At 40.8% G+C, this 17067-nt stretch carries 17 protein-coding genes and 1 pseudogene; 11 read left to right on the top strand and 7 right to left on the bottom strand.

The annotated features are described in order from the left end of the window. Genes M3I01_RS09790 through M3I01_RS09775 form a run of 4 tightly spaced genes read left to right on the top strand, consistent with a single transcriptional unit; the run spans position 1 to position 5228 of the window. Positions 1–3417 (top strand): SbcC/MukB-like Walker B domain-containing protein, encoded by a 3417-nt coding sequence (locus tag M3I01_RS09790; protein WP_255895662.1) that lies wholly within the window; start codon positions 1–3, stop codon positions 3415–3417. Between the two features lie 10 nt (positions 3418–3427). After that, a complete protein-coding gene (locus tag M3I01_RS09785; RefSeq protein ID WP_255895660.1) occupies positions 3428–3733 on the top strand; it encodes a BolA family protein in 306 nt (101 codons plus the stop codon). Positions 3734–3760: 27 nt separating this feature from the next. Beyond that, complete coding sequence (locus M3I01_RS09780) at positions 3761–4063, top strand: STAS domain-containing protein (RefSeq protein WP_255895659.1); 303 nt, start codon at positions 3761–3763, stop codon at positions 4061–4063. Between the two features lie 10 nt (positions 4064–4073). Next, on the top strand, positions 4074–5228 hold the full coding sequence (locus M3I01_RS09775; RefSeq protein ID WP_275565055.1) for a fused response regulator/phosphatase: 1155 nt from the start codon (positions 4074–4076) through the stop codon (positions 5226–5228). Between the two features lie 22 nt (positions 5229–5250). On the opposite strand, the gene M3I01_RS09770 is transcribed toward M3I01_RS09775, so the two are convergent. Continuing rightward, a complete protein-coding gene (locus M3I01_RS09770) occupies positions 5251–5895 on the bottom strand; it encodes a UPF0149 family protein (protein WP_255895657.1) in 645 nt (214 codons plus the stop codon). 96 nt (positions 5896–5991) lie between these two features. On the opposite strand from M3I01_RS09770, the gene M3I01_RS09765 reads away from it, so the two are divergent. The 4 genes from M3I01_RS09765 (at position 5992) to M3I01_RS09750 (ending at position 9806) form a co-directional block, all read left to right on the top strand. Beyond that, on the top strand, positions 5992–7758 hold the full coding sequence (locus M3I01_RS09765; RefSeq protein ID WP_255895656.1) for a RecQ family ATP-dependent DNA helicase: 1767 nt from the start codon (positions 5992–5994) through the stop codon (positions 7756–7758). After that, the gene (locus M3I01_RS09760; RefSeq protein WP_255895655.1) at positions 7749–8267 is read left to right on the top strand and encodes a SprT family zinc-dependent metalloprotease; all 519 of its coding nucleotides are present in this window, start codon (positions 7749–7751) and stop codon (positions 8265–8267) included. Before M3I01_RS09765 ends, M3I01_RS09760 begins: the two co-directional genes overlap by 10 nt. 119 nt (positions 8268–8386) lie before the next feature. Next, on the top strand, positions 8387–9226 hold the full coding sequence (gene ttcA / locus M3I01_RS09755; RefSeq protein ID WP_255895654.1) for a tRNA 2-thiocytidine(32) synthetase TtcA: 840 nt from the start codon (positions 8387–8389) through the stop codon (positions 9224–9226). 10 nt (positions 9227–9236) lie between these two features. Then, positions 9237–9806 (top strand): YfaZ family outer membrane protein, encoded by a 570-nt coding sequence (locus M3I01_RS09750; RefSeq protein ID WP_255895653.1) that lies wholly within the window; start codon positions 9237–9239, stop codon positions 9804–9806. A 101-nt stretch (positions 9807–9907) separates the two neighbouring features. Here the strand turns inward: M3I01_RS09750 and M3I01_RS09745 are convergent. From M3I01_RS09745 to hemN, 4 genes and pseudogenes are all read right to left on the bottom strand, one after another. Then, a pseudogene (locus M3I01_RS09745) lies at positions 9908–10824 on the bottom strand (transposase domain-containing protein). Between the two features lie 126 nt (positions 10825–10950). Further along, positions 10951–11493 carry an adenine phosphoribosyltransferase gene (locus tag M3I01_RS09740; protein ID WP_112138610.1) on the bottom strand — a complete coding sequence of 181 codons (543 nt, stop codon included), beginning with the start codon at positions 11491–11493 and terminating at the stop codon, positions 10951–10953. A 25-nt stretch (positions 11494–11518) separates the two neighbouring features. Continuing rightward, a complete protein-coding gene (gene fnr / locus M3I01_RS09735; RefSeq protein ID WP_255895652.1) occupies positions 11519–12280 on the bottom strand; it encodes a fumarate/nitrate reduction transcriptional regulator Fnr in 762 nt (253 codons plus the stop codon). Between the two features lie 23 nt (positions 12281–12303). Then, positions 12304–13674 carry an oxygen-independent coproporphyrinogen III oxidase gene (gene hemN / locus M3I01_RS09730; protein WP_255895651.1) on the bottom strand — a complete coding sequence of 457 codons (1371 nt, stop codon included), beginning with the start codon at positions 13672–13674 and terminating at the stop codon, positions 12304–12306. 183 nt (positions 13675–13857) lie between these two features. Between hemN and M3I01_RS09725 the strand changes: the two genes are divergently transcribed. Together M3I01_RS09725 and tusA are read left to right on the top strand one after the other, a co-directional pair. Further along, positions 13858–14442: an alpha/beta family hydrolase gene (locus tag M3I01_RS09725; RefSeq protein ID WP_255895650.1), complete on the top strand. Its 585-nt coding sequence runs from the start codon at positions 13858–13860 to the stop codon at positions 14440–14442. Positions 14443–14510: 68 nt separating this feature from the next. Continuing rightward, positions 14511–14744, top strand: coding sequence for a sulfurtransferase TusA (gene tusA, locus M3I01_RS09720; RefSeq protein ID WP_255895649.1), 234 nt, complete (start codon positions 14511–14513; stop codon positions 14742–14744). Between the two features lie 68 nt (positions 14745–14812). Here tusA and M3I01_RS09715 read toward each other — a convergent pair whose 3' ends face one another. Both M3I01_RS09715 and M3I01_RS09710 read right to left on the bottom strand, forming a co-directional pair. After that, complete coding sequence (locus M3I01_RS09715) at positions 14813–15406, bottom strand: CBS domain-containing protein (RefSeq protein ID WP_255895648.1); 594 nt, start codon at positions 15404–15406, stop codon at positions 14813–14815. Between the two features lie 42 nt (positions 15407–15448). Beyond that, on the bottom strand, positions 15449–15757 hold the full coding sequence (locus tag M3I01_RS09710) for a hypothetical protein (RefSeq protein ID WP_255895647.1): 309 nt from the start codon (positions 15755–15757) through the stop codon (positions 15449–15451). Positions 15758–15976: 219 nt separating this feature from the next. Between M3I01_RS09710 and adhP the strand changes: the two genes are divergently transcribed. Then, complete coding sequence (gene adhP, locus M3I01_RS09705; RefSeq protein ID WP_255895646.1) at positions 15977–16987, top strand: alcohol dehydrogenase AdhP; 1011 nt, start codon at positions 15977–15979, stop codon at positions 16985–16987. The last annotated feature ends 80 nt before the right edge of the window (positions 16988–17067 follow it).

The following is a 17067-nucleotide window of genomic DNA, read 5'->3' as shown; positions in this document are numbered from 1 at the left end:
GTGAAAAAGCTAAATCGAATCGTATTAGTGAATTGGTACCTACTTGGTGCAGAAGAAATTAATATTCGTGGAAATACTGCCATTGTTGGACCAACGGGGTCAGGCAAATCGTCGTTACTTGATGCCATACAAACGGTATTAACAGGTGCTAGTAAGCGCCACCTTAATTACAACGCTAGCGCAAATGATGGCAAAGCCAGTGGCCGTAGTATTCGTTCTTATATATTGGGCATGATAGATTCCGGCCAAGCAAACGTAAAAGCATTGGGGACCCAACCAAGGCAAGACGCTACCAGCTACCTAGCATTGGTTTTTGAAGACAGCGTCACCGGTAATGAATCCACTCTTGGTTTAGCTTTAAGCGCTTCATTGGCGTCGCCAGAAGAAGATGTCCTGGGTCGTTTTGTATTGCCTAACTTTGGCGCAAGAAAGTCTGACTTTATCGACGCTATGGATGGTAAAAGCTACAAAGCTAAGCCTTGGATCGAAGTGCGTGAGTCAATGAAAAAGGTGTGTTTAGACCCCTACATTAAATCCGGTAGTGCGTCAGCTACCCAATACATAAATCGCTACCTTGAAGAATTAAGCCCAAGCCCAGATCAACTTATTACACTGGACAGTTTCCTTAAAAACTTCAAGAATGCGTTAAAATTTGTCCCTATTGCCTCGCCTACACGCTTTGTACAAGATTTTGTATTGGCCGAAGCGCCGCTTCAAGTTGGCGCTTATCAGAAGTCTTTGAATGAATATCGTCACTTAGAAGCCAAAACGTTAGAAGTTTCCAAGCGCATTGATGATCTAAAACTAATTCAGCAAGACTGTGAGAAAAAACATCAACAAGAACAAAGTGCGATCAACTATCAATGGATCGCAACTGAAGCCCGCTTTGATGAATTAGGCAGTAAACAAGACGACATTCAAGATCAATACGAACTTCAAAAAGAACGTGAAGAAGAGATCGAAGAAGAACTTGCGACACAAGGTAGTTTGTTAAAACAACTACAAGGTCAATTGCTTCGTTTTGAACAGCAATACGAACATTCCGACGTTGGTTTGAAGTTGCAACAACTCGAGCAAAGTAAAAAGCTTTTAGTATTGCAAGGCCAGCAAGATCAAAAAGCTATTTTACAAGTACGTCAACTCACCTTGCTTTTAGGAGCGCTTAATTCTTTTGAAGATTTATTGTCGAAAGAAACAAGAAAACTTGTAAAAGAGTTTTCTGCCTTTAACGGGCTGATTACTGAAGATGGCCGTATTGAAGGCAATCTAAAGCCGTTAACTCAGAAATTAATAGCGCTCAATGACACTTTAGATAAAGAAAAGTCTCAAGTATTTGCGCAACGTTCAGAGTTGAATCGTAATATTTTGAACTTGAAAGATGAATGTAAGCAACTGGAATCTGATGTTTCCTCGCTAAAAGGTGGCGTTAGTCCACTTTCACAAAATACAAAACGTCTTATTGCATTACTTAACGATGCCAACATTAAAGCGACGCCATTAAGTCATCTAGCAGAAGTGACCGATAGAAAATGGCAGGATGCGATTGAAGGCTACCTTGGCGCTCAACGTGAAGCACTGATAGTAGAACCGGACGACGCCGAAGAAGCCATTCGTATATTTCGAGCTCACCGACGTCAGTTAATGGGCTGTCGAGTTATCGATACAACCCAAACACGACTCTGGTTAAACCGAGGTGATAATAACTCTGCGTTGCGTTTTATTCGCTGTAATAATGATCACGCTCAAGCTTATATAAATCGACGTTTAGGCGGTATTAAGCCAGTAGAAACTGAGCGTGAATTGCTCCGTGAAGACAGTGCAATGACAGCGGACGGCATGTTAAAACTGGCTGGGACAATTTCTACTATTCGTTTTGTACCTCACATGATGGTCGGTATCAATACCGAAGGCATGCGTGAGTCACGCGAAAAGCAGCTTACAAGCCTTAGTAGTGAATTAATGAACTTCTTGAAAGCAGACCAGCGCCTTGAGCAAGCAGATTCACTACTTGGCCGAGTCATAGCCAATAATCAATTTGATGCAGACAGTATTGGTAACGCAAGTCATACCGTTACTCGATTAACACAGGAACTAGAATCAGTTGAAGCTGAAATGTCACAGCTTCAAAAACATGATGACACGGAACTTCAAGATCGTATCGAAGCACTGAAAATACGCATTGCTAATGTTGAATTAGAGCAGAAGAAACTGGACCGTGAACGCCAACAAATTGCAGAACAATTTGGAGCGCTAAACACACAGAAAAGCCAATTGAGTTCTGCACTCGCGGCACTAGATGAAGAGCGTAATCGGTTAACTTCTAACCCGAGATACGATGCAGAATTTGCAAGTGAACGCTATTCATTATTAGAAAGCAGCATGGTAAATGGGGCGGCTATCTATAAAGAAGCCATCAGCCGAGCTGAAAAAGCCAATGAGAAAGCACGCAGCTTTGATCAGAAGGTACGTAAAGAGGTCGCAGATCATTATGGTAAATATCATCAAGCGAATTTAGACAACGATGTTCAACTAGATTATTTAGAGTCTAAATTTGAAGAGTTTGAACATTATGTCTCTTATCAAATTGATATTCTGAGCGAAACAGAATTGGCCAAATACGCGAAACGCGCAGAGCTGGCTCGTAAAGAAGCAGAGGAAACCTTCCGTTCGGATTATGTGTCTAAGTTGAAAGACTCTTTAGATCAAGTCGCTCATATTATTCGAGAGCTCAACCACAGTTTAAAGCGTAGACCCTTTAACTTGGAAATCTATCAATTTCGTTATTACCCTAATGGCGATATGAAAGATATTCTCGACCTTGTTGAACGCTTTAGCGCACAGGATCAGGCAAATGTAGGTGGATTGTTTGATCCGCATTTAAGCAATGATCCTGAGCATGCGCGCGCTATTGCATCCATTCAGGAACTTATATCGGATGAAGACAAGCAACAAGACCTTGCTGACTACCGAAAATTTTATAACTTCGAAGTCGATATCTTGGACGGCGAAGGTAATAAAAAAACGACACTGAGCCAGCGAATTCAAACAGGGTCTGGTGGCGAGCACCAAATACCATTTTACCTAGCCATTGCGGCAGCCCTCTCTACGACGTATCGATTACATGAAACCATGGAGGGAGATATCGTTGGTGGATTCTCTTTGGCCATGTTTGACGAGGCATTTAACAAAATAGACATGGTAAAAACCTCAACGTGTATGGGCTTTATGAAAGATATTGGACTGCAAGTAATCGCTGCGGCACCAGACGATAAACGTGCCGTAATGGCCGCTAATATGGACACCATTATCAGCGTGTGGCGTGAAGGTGGTGCGGTTTCCATTGACGTAGCTTACCCAAAAGAAAAGGGCCAAGTCCTATTGAATGGCGAGTCCAATAGCTTGTTAACGTCGGCATAATAGGAAAGCTATGAACGTACAAACGCAAATTGATCAACGCATTAATGAAAAAATTGATATTCATCATATGACGCTTGAAAACGAAAGTTATATGCACAATGTCCCTGAGGGAAGTGAGTCTCATTTTAAACTTGTTTTGGTAAGCGATGAATTCCAAGGAAAGAGATTGGTTCAACGTCATCAACTTGTGTATGCAACACTGCAAGAAGAAATGACAAAAATTCATGCTCTTGCAATGCACCTATATTCAATTCAAGAATGGAGTGAGCGTAATACGCTTGCTCCTTCATCGCCAAAATGCCACGGAGGCGAGTAGGGCGAATACCCCAAACTCGACACGCTAATGAGTATTTCAGTCACAGCAAATGATTCTATAAACACGGTAACAATTACGATTGTTGGCAGCTTTGACTTTTCCTTGTTTAATGATTTTCGTGAGGCTTATTCTGATCTCACGAATCATTATAAAGTCTATGTTATTGATATGAGTATGGTTGAATATTTAGACAGCGCGGCACTGGGTATGCTGTTGAGTATGAGAAATACCATTGAATTAGAAAGTAATATTCAGCTAAAAGGAGCAAATGCCTTTATTAAAAACATTCTAATGATTTCTCGCTTCGACAAACGCTTCGATATTCAATAAGGCAAGACAGATGAAATTATTATGCGTAGACAGTGAACCCGTTTACCGCGAAATCATTTCTTTATGCGCGGAAAAAGAAAATGTCACGGTCACAAGTGTCAGTAGTTACGAAGATGCTGTTCAGGCTTTCATTGACTATGCACCCGACATGGTGACATTGGATGTTGTTGTAAAAGGCGGTAGTGGCTTCGACCTCGTTAAAACGCTTAAAGCACTATCTGGCAATCGTTTTATACCTATGATTTTCCTTTCTTCACAGGCTACAGACACGGTTATGGATAAGTGTTTTAAGTCTGGAGCGGATGATTTTATTCCAAAACCATTTAATGAAGTTCTTTTCAACATTAGACTAAAAACGCACATGCGCCATGTCGAATTAATGAAAGAAATGTACCGCAAAAATAAAGCGCTCACTTATTATCAAACGATGATAGAACGAGAACATGAAATGGCCCACCATGTTCTTGATCACATTCAGACGCGCAGCGAAAACAACTCTGAGCATGTTGTTATTACTCGACTATCAGCTGCTAGTTTTAATGGCGATCTCGCCTTAGTAAAAACTCGATCAGACGGTGCTCGCCTAATTTTTGTAGGCGATTTTACAGGACATGGTTTACCCGCTTCTATCGGTGCATTACCCGTCATGCATGCTTTTTTTGACGCCGTTGATGATTTACTTGATGTAAATGAACTCGCAGGGCAGATGAATAGAATACTATTCAGCATTTTGCCCGATTACATGTTTTGTGCAGGCTACTTAATATTAATGACTCCAAACGGTGACATTCTGTACTGGGGAGGGGGAATGCCCAATGCATTGATTCGAAGAGCTTGTGGCGCTATAGACTATTTGCGGTCGAATCATATGCCATTAGGTATTCTTCCTGCGTACGAATTTGAAGGCGATTTGCAAAGTAACAAATTGAATGTGGATGATACTCTGGTAATTGTTTCAGACGGCGTCTTAGAGCTTAAAAACTGTCATGATGAGATGCTTGGAGACGATCAGGTGGAAAAACTAATTTCAAGTTCTTACTCAGAAAAAAGTCTAATTTTGGCGCAAAAAATGACAGAAAAAAAGCTCACCGAGTACCGAGGTGAATCGGTGCAGCTTGACGACATCACGCTTGTCGCACTGAGGAATGAACGCCTGCAACAATAAGAGCCGCAGGCTGTCTATAATGCTAAGACTTTTTACCACCTTTTTTCTTATTTTTATTGCCTTGTGCTTTTTGCTGAGGTTTTGGAAAAGGTCTTTTCTCAGGCTCAGTACGCAACACTAAAAATAGATCCGTTAAGACGTCTGGTATCTGAGCAATACAAGAATTAGTCAATTTTTCACTGGCTCTAATCTCAATCACTTCTTCGTCATCAAATAAGTCTGAAGCAACCATAATAGGTAGCAACAACTCGGCAACCACTTCTTCTTTTTCAGACTCAAACCAAGCGCTTTCGGTCATAAACACCCCCTCCATAAAACCGGAGGCCCATTCTTGCAATTCGCTCAACTCTTCTGGAGATTGCCCCATTTCTAGCTCACAAGGGATCATAAAGCCATCTTCAGACTCCAGCTCTTTTTGAATATCAATAAAAAGACGTGATAAGTACTGAAGTATTTGCTTTTCTTGTTTTTCACTTTCGAATTTTGGTGTGTCTTCAAAAATAACGGGCAACCACTTCTCCTCAGCAGTGCTAACAGGACAAATAGACAATGCCGTTAAGAAGCCATGAGTCATAACAAAGTTTTGACATTCCTCATGAACTTGATCCGACTCCAAAAAACTTTCTAACGTCTCTAATTCAAGATCATCAAGAGGTTGGTGTGCCATGTAGATATTTCCCTAATACAGATTAAGTATCCGATTCTAGCGAAAAGAAGGTGAAAAATCGATGCAGAAAGTGCGTGGTTAAGGGATAATTCCCAAATGAACTTAAAGAAACGTACACTTTCCCGTTTAGGCCACACCGAATATCGTCCACTGCAAGAAGAAGCAATAGACGCATTATGTTCTGGTCGAGACGTTTTGCTCGCGGCGCCAACAGGCGGCGGAAAATCTCTGGTTTACCAAGCGGCTGGACTCATTAGAAATGGTGTCGCGGTCATTGTCAGCCCTTTGTTGTCTCTTATGTCTCAGCAAGTGGATGAATTGAATAAAAAGGGCATTAGTGCACAGTTTCTTAATTCCACATTAAACCCTGGCGAACAAGATGATCTTATTTGGGCATTACGACATAAACACATTGATTTACTGTATCTGTCTCCAGAAAAACTGGTTCAACCTTCCGTCATCGGTTTTCTTCATAGTTTTGATATTGCTCTCTTTGCCATTGATGAAGCTCACTGTATTTCTCAATGGGGTAATTTTTTCAGGCCAGAGTACAGCCAATTAGGCCAGCTTAAAGCTTTTTTTCCTAATGTTCCTATCATCGCGCTTACCGGAACAGTCGATAAAAAGACCATTACCTCCATTCAAGAGTCGTTACAACTTCATAACTGCCTTGTTATGAAGAACAGCTTTGATCGCGCCAACATTAATATTCAAATTGCACAAAAAAGAAAAGCCAAGCAACAAATATTGTATTTTCTGCATCATGAAGTACCAGGCGAAACTGGCATTATTTATTGTCGCTCTAGAAAAAAAACAGAAGAAATTGCTAGCTGGTTGAGCCATTTAGGACTACCGAGTTTGAGCTACCACGCAGCAATGACAGAAAAAGATAAGCAAAGAAACCATAAAATCTTTGCTGAGCAATATGGCACCATTATGGTCGCAACTACAGCGTATGGAATGGGTATCGATATTGCCCATGTAAGATTTGTTGTGCATTTGGACTTGCCTAATAACCCAGAATCGTATTTTCAAGAAGTGGGTCGGGCTGGTCGCGATGGAAAACCAGCAAAATCACTTTTGCTGTATGGCCTTCAAGATATGTTACAAGCTCAGCAGCTTGCCGCTTCACAGCCTTTAGTAGCAGAGAAAGAAACTCAACACTTAGGCAACTTATTTCAAATCTTAGAAGGGCGCGGTTGTAGGCGACAAAATTTACTGTCGCATTTTGATGAAAGCATTCCCGCTTGCCTTCACTGTGATCGCTGTCTTTCTACAAAATCAGAACAAAACATGACAACAACCAGCCAAAAGTTTTTGTCACTGATTTATCATACGAAAGGCTTACAGCCATTTGCATTACTCATCCAAATTTTATTGGGAAAGAAAACCAAAGCCGTAAGTGCCATCAGGGCGGAGTTACTCCCATTATTTGGAAAGGGCAAGGAGCTAAACGAAGTACAATGGAAGTCTGTTGTGCGTCACTTAATCGCCTATGAATACATCAAAATCGGCATGTCTAGTGCTTTCACAGTGCAAATTACTGAAAAATCACGAAGTGTACTACAAGGTAAAACACAAATTATTATTCCAAGCGAATACTATTACCCAGCACTTCAGGAAGATCAACTGGCGTTAGACAAGGTTAAGTGGCACAAGATTTTGGCGTGGAAATACGAATACGGAAAAATAAATTTGAGCGACACTCAACTTAGGTTAATTTGTTTACATAAACCCAACTCTATTGCTTCATTAAGTCGCTTAACTGGGCTCTCAAAAGAGAGTGTGGCTGATTTTTCCGAAAGCTTGATGAAAATTATTCACGAATCGAATCCAAAAGAGGCCAGTACATTATGCCTATGACGTCTAAAAATATGGCGGCAGATTATGATGCATTAAACATCATTATTGATAAAGCAAATGTATGTTTCGACCAAGCAAACACGTTTTTTGGTCATGAATTTATCCCCGCAACTTGCAACCTAAAACAAAGAGGGAAGGCAGCCGGTACGGCTCATTTACAAAAGAATGAACTGCGCTTTAATCATTTTATGTACCAACAAAACCCAGACGAGTTTGTCAGTACGGTAGTTCCCCATGAGGTGGCCCATATCATTGTTTATCAGATTTATGGCGATACGGTGAGACCTCACGGAAAAGAGTGGCAAGCGGTTATGCTGAAAGTTTATGGCATTAGGCCAAGTAGGACTCATTCCTTTGATGTACCTCCTCAAAAGCAATCTTATGAGTATCATTGCTCCTGTCAAAAACACCACTTTAGTAAACGGCGCCACACTAGAGCTCAAGATGGCGTTGAATACGTTTGCAGAGGATGCCGCTCAACATTACAATTTGTAGGTCTAAATAAGTAACTACCTACAAAAAGCAAAAAAATCAATTTTTTATACGCTTTTGTCGTATATTCTTCATTTTATATGCGATTCTGCCTTCATTTATAGTAATATGAGTACGTTTTGTTTAAAGCGTATATATGATGGACTTATCGAATAAACCCAAAGAAAAACTTGAGCTGAATAAGCTCCAAAAACGCCTTCGTAGATTAACAGGCCAAGCTATTGCTGACTTCAACATGATTGAAGAAGGCGACAAAGTGATGGTGTGTCTATCCGGTGGTAAAGACTCTTACACTATGCTTGAGATTTTACGAAACCTACAAGCTAGCGCACCGATTCGTTTCAGCATCGTTGCGGTCAATTTAGATCAAAAGCAACCCGGTTTCCCTGAGCATATTTTACCTGCTTACTTGGAAGAGATAGGAGTCGACTTTCATATTCTAGAGCGTGACACTTACAGCATCGTGAAAGAGATTGTACCTGAGGGTAAAACCACCTGCGGCTTGTGCTCTCGCTTGCGTCGTGGGTCCTTGTATGGTTTCGCGGAAGAAATTGGGGCGACAAAAATAGCGCTTGGCCATCATAGAGATGACATTCTTGAAACGTTATTCTTAAATATGTTTTTTGGTGGCAAATTGAAATCCATGCCGCCGAAGCTTCTAAGCGATGATGGTAAACATATCGTTATTCGTCCCTTGGCGTACTGCAAAGAAAAAGACATTGAGACATTTTCTGTTATGAAGGAGTATCCCATTATTCCTTGTAATCTTTGTGGATCCCAAGAAAATCTACAGCGACAAGTTGTTAAAGACATGTTACAAAAATGGGAAAAAGAGTTTCCAGGACGAACAGAAACTATGTTTACTGCTATTCAAAATGTCGTTCCATCGCACTTAGCAGACAACGAATTATTTGATTTTAAAGGGTTAAAGCAGTCGCCAGCGGCCTTTGATCGATTAAATATTATTTCATTATAGGATAATAGAAATGAACCTCACACATAAAACACTATTGTTAACAGCCGGTATCCTAGGATCATCTCTAGTAAACGCGTCAACAGCTAGTGTTGCATTAACAAACGAAACCGTAAAAGGTGATGCAAGCTTTGACATGGGGACGTATAGTGTAGACGCTGGTTTTTCCTATGATAAAGATGAAAGCGTGACCGCTGGATATCTTGGATTGGGGATAGATGATTCCGATACTAACGGTCCTTTGCAAGTTGGCCTTGGTGTTCGTTTATATGGTATATATGCTGATTTAAAAGATGATGGCGATGTCTCAGCTGCTATTGCATTAGGTGGCTGGTATCGCTATACAATTCCTGAAGCAAACCGTCTGAGCATCTTTGGCTCCTTGTATTACGCTCCAGAATCACTGTCTTTAACTAACTTAGATCATATGTATGTTTATGAACTTCGTGCCGAATACATGACAATGCGAAATGCCCGAGCATTCCTCAGCTATGGCAAGACAAGAATTGTTTATGAAAATAAGATCGGCACTCGCAAAGAGGTAAATAATGGATTCGCTATTGGGGCAACAGTAGACTTCTAATTGCACTGCGTTAACGACTAAAAATAAAAAAGGTGGCCTTGGCCTAATGCTGCTCACTTAAGCGGAGCAGCATTACGAGATACCGGATATCTCGTCTTTGATTACTTGACCAAGCAAGATCGATTAAGCCTCGCTTTCTTTCGTTCCAGAAATAAATTACACACTCCAGACCTTAAGCTCCTTAAGACGCACTCCTGTCTTCGATTCTGGCTTAGCCGCTGCCATCACGATCAAGCTGGAAGCAATAAAAGTAAACGCCATTTTAAATCGCTCGTTAAACATGTGCCGTCGCATGACTCACCTCTCGATGCACGGTGCTGTATGCCAGTAACATCACCCACATTTCTTGATAGATTCAATCGACTTTCTTACTGCGCAACATAATGACGTTGTTAAACATGGAAGATTTGATGTCACGATATCCCAGTTCAATTTTCCATCACCGATGATACAACTGAGCAATTTTGTCAGCAGGGTAGTTGCTGATAGGAAGTGATGTCAGTACCATCTTGGCTTTACCTTGAACGTTATAATTCGGGCAGACTGGCTTTTTTTGTGGCATGGACCCAGTTTCCTAGACAATTGCTAGCGCTACCGAAGTGTTCTCGTAACTCTGGAGTATCCGGGGTGCGAAAATGACACCATCAATCAAATACTTACAGCCCTTGCCAATCATCCTGAGCAAATCGCTCATTGGCCCAATGCTCACCTGTTCGATGGAAAAGCCACCAAACCATGTCGCTACCTTGCTTGAGATGCGCTACTTTTGGTAAGGAGCTGCTCCGATGCCACCAACCCTTCTGAAAAAATATTTAAGCATCTCGCGACTTCTTCGATCGCTTCATCCCGAAAAAGAGCCACACCCAAGACTAACCAAAGAACTTGATCTTCCGGTAAGCGTCGTGCCTGATGCTTGCGCTTGAAGAAAGAGTTAATACGGAACTGGAATATTCAGAGTGAAGGTCGAGTGACCTGAGAATACATGAAGTTCATCGATGCTAAGAAGTAACTGCTGAATAGACACAAAAAAATCCGATTAAGCTTTCTTAATCGGATTTTCTGAGGCTACTCCATTAAATTCAACCCTTAAGTGAACGTAATTAGACCTTGACCACCTTTTTTATAATTTTGATGTTAACTAAAATCACTCTCCATCATAGGCGCACAGGCTAAAGACAGGAATATCACTGTCTCTTAACTTCTGACTTCCGCCAAGGTCTGGTAAGTCAATAATCGCTGCGACTTCTTTGATATTTGCACCTTGCTTAGTCAATAACTTAATCGCCGCGAAAAGCGTACCACCAGTGGCAATCAAATCATCAAACAACAACACTTCATCTCCAGCCTTTACTGCGCCTTCTTGAATTTCTAATTCCGCCTCACCGTACTCTAAAGCGTATTTCTGTGAAATGGTTTTACCTGGAAGTTTGCCTTTTTTTCTAACTAAAATAAGAGGTTTCTGCAGCTCGTAAGCCAATACTGCCGCGATCAAAAAACCGCGAGCATCAATACAAGCAATATGAGAAATGTCCGTGGATATGTAACGATGAACATAAGCGTCTACCACCATCCTCATGCCTTTAGGGTCGCTAAAAATAGGCGTAATATCACGAAAGCTAACGCCTTCTTTTGGCCAGTCTTCTACAGTTTGTATTAGTGATTTAACATAAAAATCGTCGTAAAGCATATCTAGTAGCGCCTCAATATATCAATCAAATTCGAGCAATTTTACCACAATCGCTAGCAACCCCAATGAGTTTTTGCATTTCGGGAAAATTGAGTATTTCGATTTCTTTGCCATCGACGTGTATTAATTCACTTTTTTGGAATCGTGTAATCACACGACTCACAGTTTCAACCGCTAAACCAAGATAATTCCCTATCTCACCACGAGACATAGACAAACGAAACGATGACGCCGAATAACCACGTATTTTAAACCGATTAGATAAGTTCAGTAAAAAAGATGCCACTTTTTCATCTGCATTCTTTTTACCCAATAAAACCATCATTTGCTGATCATCAGAAATCTTACGACTCATTATTTTAAATAATTGGTGCCTTAAAGAAGGGATCTGAACAGAAAGGTCTTCTAAGTGACTAAATGGAATTTCACATACTGTTGTTGTTTCCAAAGCCTTTGCTGAAACAGGGTACTTATTTGAGTCAATTCCACTAAGACCGACTAACTCACTAGGGCAATAAAAGCCTGTGATTTGTTCTTCTCCATAAGACGTAATGTTAAACGTTTTTAAGGTGCCGGAACGAACGGCATAAACAGAGTGGAAGGCATCCCCTTGACGAAATAAAAACTCACCTTTTTTTAGAGGTTTTTTACGCTCAATGATTTGATCTAGTTTGTTGATGTCTTCATCCGCTAATGCAATGGGTAGGCATAACGCACTCAAACTGCAGTTTTGGCACTGCGATGTGAGTGGACTATTAAATCGTGACGGCGTGTGTGCCATTGACATGTAAATCTCCCTGATCTCGATTTTTAAATTACTTTTGAGTATTTTATGGTGCTACTTAGATACTTATCGAAAACCATACAAATACAGCGAATAAGCAATCTGCCGCGTTCCGTAACCTTAATCGTGGCCTGCATTCCATAATAATCAATTTCAACCATGCCATCTTCGATCATAGGCTTTAGATTGTCTACCTCCTCGGCGAAATATTCAAAGAAGCTAATGTTATATTTTTGCTCGATGAGTGCTGTAGTTAATTCAAATTGAGCAATCAACGTCATGATAATTTGATGGCGTATCCGATCATCCACGTCACTGATATACCCTTTGGCAATGGCGAGCTGACCTTTCTCAATACTACTCCTATAATGTGAAAGATCCGTATAATTTTGCATGTAAGTACCACTTAAATCGCTAATAGCTGAGACGCCAAAAGCAATTAAATCTGTACCAGCGTGCGTAGTGTAACCTTGAAAATTGCGCTGTAATCGCCCTTGTTTTTGTGCCTTGGCCAAGCTATCACTGGGCTTTGCGAAATGGTCCATTCCAATGTATTCATATCCGGCCGAAATTAAAGATTCGATGCTCATTTTTAGCAAATCAAGCTTCATACTTGGTGCTGGTAAGCTTTCATCCAATATGCGCCGTTGAGATCGAAACCGTTCTGGCAAATGAGCATAATTAAAAAGAGAGATTCTTTCTGGCGATAACGCGACGACATCCGCTAACGTCGCCCTAAAACCTTCCATTGATTGATAGGGTAGGCCATAGATTAGATCGAAGTTTATAGACTTAATATTTAGCTCTCTTGCATAGCCAACCAAATCGGCAACCATTTTTATAGGTTGAATCCGATGGATAGCCTCTTGAACTTTAGAATCAAAGTCTTGAACGCCGATACTGATTCTATTAATGCCCATTTCAGTTAGTAATTTAAGCTTAGAGTGCGTAATTTCACGCGGGTCAATTTCGATACTGTAATCTTGAGTTCCGTCGTTAATCAAGTTGAAATGCTGCTTTATGTCACTAAACAACGACCTAATAAGCTCTTCTGTTAAAAAGGTCGGCGTACCTCCGCCAAAATGCAACTGCGTTACTTTTCTTGTGCGATCCAGCATAAGGCTGCGCAGTCTCATCTCCTCACCCAAGAGTTCAACGTACTCGATACCTTTATCATACTGTTTAGTCACAATTTTGTTGCAGGCGCAGTAATAGCAAAGGTGGGCACAGAAAGGAATATGGAAATACAAGCTAAGCGGTTTTTCTGATGGCATTAGCATTTTATCGATCAAAGCTATTTTATTTATCGTTGAGTCAAATTGTGGCGCAGTTGGGTAAGAAGTATAGCGAGGTCCAGATAAGTCGTACTTGCCAATAAGTGAAGAGTCCCAGATCATGGTGTGTTCCTATTAAAATTTCTAATAGGAGTGTACTCTTTTGTTGCGTGTAATCTTCTGATCTAAATCAATGATTACCACCCCGATTAAGAAAGTTTGAATGAAAAACCTTGTGTTTTATAGCCACCAAGGTTCTAACCCTTTCTCGAATCTGATCTAATACCATTTTCAAAAATGGTCATCATGAATACTTTCCCTTTTTATATCGCTCATGGCGCAGGTGCAGGTCACAATAACCCTTTCTTAAAGCGACTTTGTGAGGCAATTTCAGAGCAAAGAAAGCACACTGTCATTCCTGTCACTTTTTCCTACATGCAAGAGCAGGAGCAGTCGGGCAAAAGAAGACCACCACCTCGTTTCAATACTCTGATTCCCGAATACAGTGATTTAATTAAACATGAACAAGCCTGTATTGTCGGTGGCAAATCAATGGGGGGACGAGTAGCGACGCAGCTAACAGAGCTTGCTATGGTAAAAGCGGTAGTCTGTTTCGGCTTTCCTTTTTATCCAGCAGGTAAGCCCGAAAAAAATAGATTGTCTTTCCTATCAAAACTTCAGGTTCCATGTCTCATTATTCAAGGAACAAGAGATCAGCTCGGTTCTTATGAATGGGTCAGCCAACAACCGCTACCGAACCTTGTTGAAATTATTTGGGTAGAAGGCGCCGATCATGATTTTAAAACACTGAAAAAACACGGTAGAACAATAAACGACACCATTTCAGAATTGGCAACTAGCACTCATAACTGGTTACAAGCAAACACTTAAATGGCTCACAAAGCTTTGAATATTTTCATTGAATAGATAATTATTTATTAAACATTGAGAGGAAGACTATGGAACACCACGCTCTACTTGATGCAACCGATTTACTGTGCCCAGAACCTGTAATGATGTTGCATGTTGAAATGCGCAAGCTGCCTGCCAAAGCCATTTTAAAGGTCATCGCGACAGATCCTTCAACAACGCGCGACATTCCGAAGTTCTGTCAATTTCTTGGCCATAAATTAATACAGCAAGAACAAGAGGGCGGTTGTTATTACTATTGGATAGAGAAGAAAGAAAAGTAATCAAAAAAAGAGTCTAGATTACTTAAAATCTAGACTCTTTTTTATATTATAAAATGATAAATCGATTGTTAAGCGACTTTTAGTTTTTTGGCATGATCTTTATATCCAAGAATTGCACTTTGATAAGTATATGCAAAACTAGAAAATGCAACATCGATATCCAATCGAAGCTGACGAACAACATCGTTAGACGAAATCACACCTCGTATTGCTTTGGTGTCTTCATCAATAACAAGTAAATGTTGAAGTAAATTGTGTCGCTGACTAAACAGAAGCGACTCAATGTCTGAATTTTTCAATGAAGTATAAGACAGCGCAAGTAACCCTTCTTTTGCTCTCATCAAGTCAGCAACCATCAATTCTGAACGTTTAAATCCATTAGCTACCTGCTTGATAAAGACATCTTCAGACAAATCATCAAGACTAATAACGCCAATAAAATGATTATCTGCATCAACCACTATCTTCATCCGTACATGCTCTTTTTTCATCAATTGAACAAGTTCGTCCGCACGCGTACTGGACTCAATCACTCGTGGCCCTGCTGTTGTAAAATCTGTAAAAACAGACAAGGCAGAAGAATAAATATTTATATCCTCTGTTGTGGCAGGCCAGATAAGATTGTTTACGTTTTTTGTAGAGACATAAGTTAGTGTTTTCATGATAGAACCCCAGTAAAAAAATAGAAAAATGATTTGGGTCGGCTATATCAATGAAAAGGGTGGGGCTCGTGGATTATGAATACTGTCGTTAACGTTAGCGACAATAGGAAAGCGGTAAGAGCGAATAGAAGTGAACGTTACTGCACAACTACCGGTGCGAAAAGAGCAAAAAGTAGTACATTCATTATCAGATCCATTTTCTTGATCTGGAACAACGACCTCATCACACCTTTGCTCTACAGTAGGCTCTAACCAACGAAATTGACTTACTTCTTGAGCATTGGCGCGCTGAGATATCGTCAATAAAGACGACACAATCACGACAATGATCATAAGTAATTGAATTTTCATGGTGTGAACTAGCCCTTCTAACCCTTGTTTTATCTACTAAATATAGGCCCGCTACTTAGGAAATCACAGTCTTTTTTGAAAAATGCCTCATATTTTCACGATCGTGCGCTTTGTCGGCCAAATGAGACCTAATTCAAATAAACTTGATCTATGTCGCCTTTCCCTTCTAGTTACTCAGCTAATCTGTGTGCGAGTTTATTTATCCATTGGGGGTGTGTTATGAAAGCGGCTGTTGCTAGTAAGTTTGGCTCTATTCTAAAGATCGAAGATATCGCCAAACCTATCATTGAACCTCACCAAATACTCGTTAAAATCCATGCTTGTGGTGTTTGTCATACGGACTTACATGCCTGCCACGGTGATTGGCCGGTAAAGCCTACGCTGCCCTTGGTGCCTGGACATGAAGGGGTTGGTGAAGTCGTTGAAGTCGGAAGCGCTGTAAAGCATTTGAAAAATGGAGATCGAGTTGGCATTCCATGGCTTTATAGTGCATGCGGCCACTGTGAATACTGCCTTAGTGGTAATGAGAACCTATGTTTGTCCCAACAAAACTCAGGCTATTCAGTCAATGGTAGTTATGCTGAATTTTGTGCCGCTCATGCTGACTATGTCGTAAAGATCCCCGAAGGCCTTAGCTATATTGATGCGGCGCCATTATTTTGCGCCGGCGTAACAACCTATAAAGCGCTTAAAGTATCAATGGCTAAACCTGGAGATTGGGTAGCTATTTTTGGCATTGGCGGACTAGGCCACTTAGCGGTTCAATATGCGGTCGCTATGGGATTAAGAGTGGTGGCGGTCGATACAGGTAAACCAAAACGAGACCTAGCCATGTCGCTTGGTGCTGAACATTACTTTGACTTTAAAACCGACGATGTTGTAAAAAGCATTCTCGACACAACGAGTGGTGTACACACCAGTGTTTGTACTGCGGTCAGCAAGGTTGGCTTTAGACAAAGTTATGATGTCATAAGGCGTGGAGGTAAATGTGTATTGGTTGGTTTACCACCAGAAGACATGGCATTACCTATATTCAATACCGTTCTTAATGGTGTCAGTGTGGTTGGCTCCATTGTTGGTACCAGAAAAGACCTTGAAGAATGTTTGGAATTTGCGGCTCGTGGCAAGGTAAAAGCGATTATTGAAGAAAAGAGACTCGAAGACATTAATGACATTTTTGAAGACATGGAGAAAGGTGAAATTACAGGGCGAATCGTTATGTCTATGTAATGAATCACGAGACATAAAAAAGGAGCGAATCCCTACAGTATCGGGTTTCCGCTCCTTTTAGTGTTTTATTACCGTCGCGA

It is taken from the genome of Marinomonas maritima, from assembly GCF_024435075.2.
Taxonomy (GTDB): domain Bacteria; phylum Pseudomonadota; class Gammaproteobacteria; order Pseudomonadales; family Marinomonadaceae; genus Marinomonas; species Marinomonas maritima.
This window is presented reverse-complemented; position numbering and strand designations above follow the sequence as displayed.

Bases quoted from the DNA above. Each gene is read 5' to 3' on its own strand.
- M3I01_RS09785 (WP_255895660.1), top strand. From the start codon at position 3,428: ATGAACGTACAAACGCAAATTGATCAACGCATTAATGAAAAAATTGAT.
- M3I01_RS09780 (WP_255895659.1), top strand. From the start codon at position 3,761: ATGAGTATTTCAGTCACAGCAAATGATTCTATAAACACGGTAACAATT.
- M3I01_RS09775 (WP_275565055.1), top strand. From the start codon at position 4,074: ATGAAATTATTATGCGTAGACAGTGAACCCGTTTACCGCGAAATCATT.
- M3I01_RS09770 (WP_255895657.1), bottom strand. From the start codon at position 5,895: ATGGCACACCAACCTCTTGATGATCTTGAATTAGAGACGTTAGAAAGT.
- M3I01_RS09765 (WP_255895656.1), top strand. From the start codon at position 5,992: ATGAACTTAAAGAAACGTACACTTTCCCGTTTAGGCCACACCGAATAT.
- M3I01_RS09760 (WP_255895655.1), top strand. From the start codon at position 7,749: ATGCCTATGACGTCTAAAAATATGGCGGCAGATTATGATGCATTAAAC.
- ttcA (WP_255895654.1), top strand. From the start codon at position 8,387: ATGATGGACTTATCGAATAAACCCAAAGAAAAACTTGAGCTGAATAAG.
- M3I01_RS09750 (WP_255895653.1), top strand. From the start codon at position 9,237: ATGAACCTCACACATAAAACACTATTGTTAACAGCCGGTATCCTAGGA.
- M3I01_RS09740 (WP_112138610.1), bottom strand. From the start codon at position 11,493: ATGCTTTACGACGATTTTTATGTTAAATCACTAATACAAACTGTAGAA.
- fnr (WP_255895652.1), bottom strand. From the start codon at position 12,280: ATGTCAATGGCACACACGCCGTCACGATTTAATAGTCCACTCACATCG.
- hemN (WP_255895651.1), bottom strand. From the start codon at position 13,674: ATGATCTGGGACTCTTCACTTATTGGCAAGTACGACTTATCTGGACCT.
- M3I01_RS09725 (WP_255895650.1), top strand. From the start codon at position 13,858: ATGAATACTTTCCCTTTTTATATCGCTCATGGCGCAGGTGCAGGTCAC.
- tusA (WP_255895649.1), top strand. From the start codon at position 14,511: ATGGAACACCACGCTCTACTTGATGCAACCGATTTACTGTGCCCAGAA.
- M3I01_RS09715 (WP_255895648.1), bottom strand. From the start codon at position 15,406: ATGAAAACACTAACTTATGTCTCTACAAAAAACGTAAACAATCTTATC.
- M3I01_RS09710 (WP_255895647.1), bottom strand. From the start codon at position 15,757: ATGAAAATTCAATTACTTATGATCATTGTCGTGATTGTGTCGTCTTTA.
- adhP (WP_255895646.1), top strand. From the start codon at position 15,977: ATGAAAGCGGCTGTTGCTAGTAAGTTTGGCTCTATTCTAAAGATCGAA.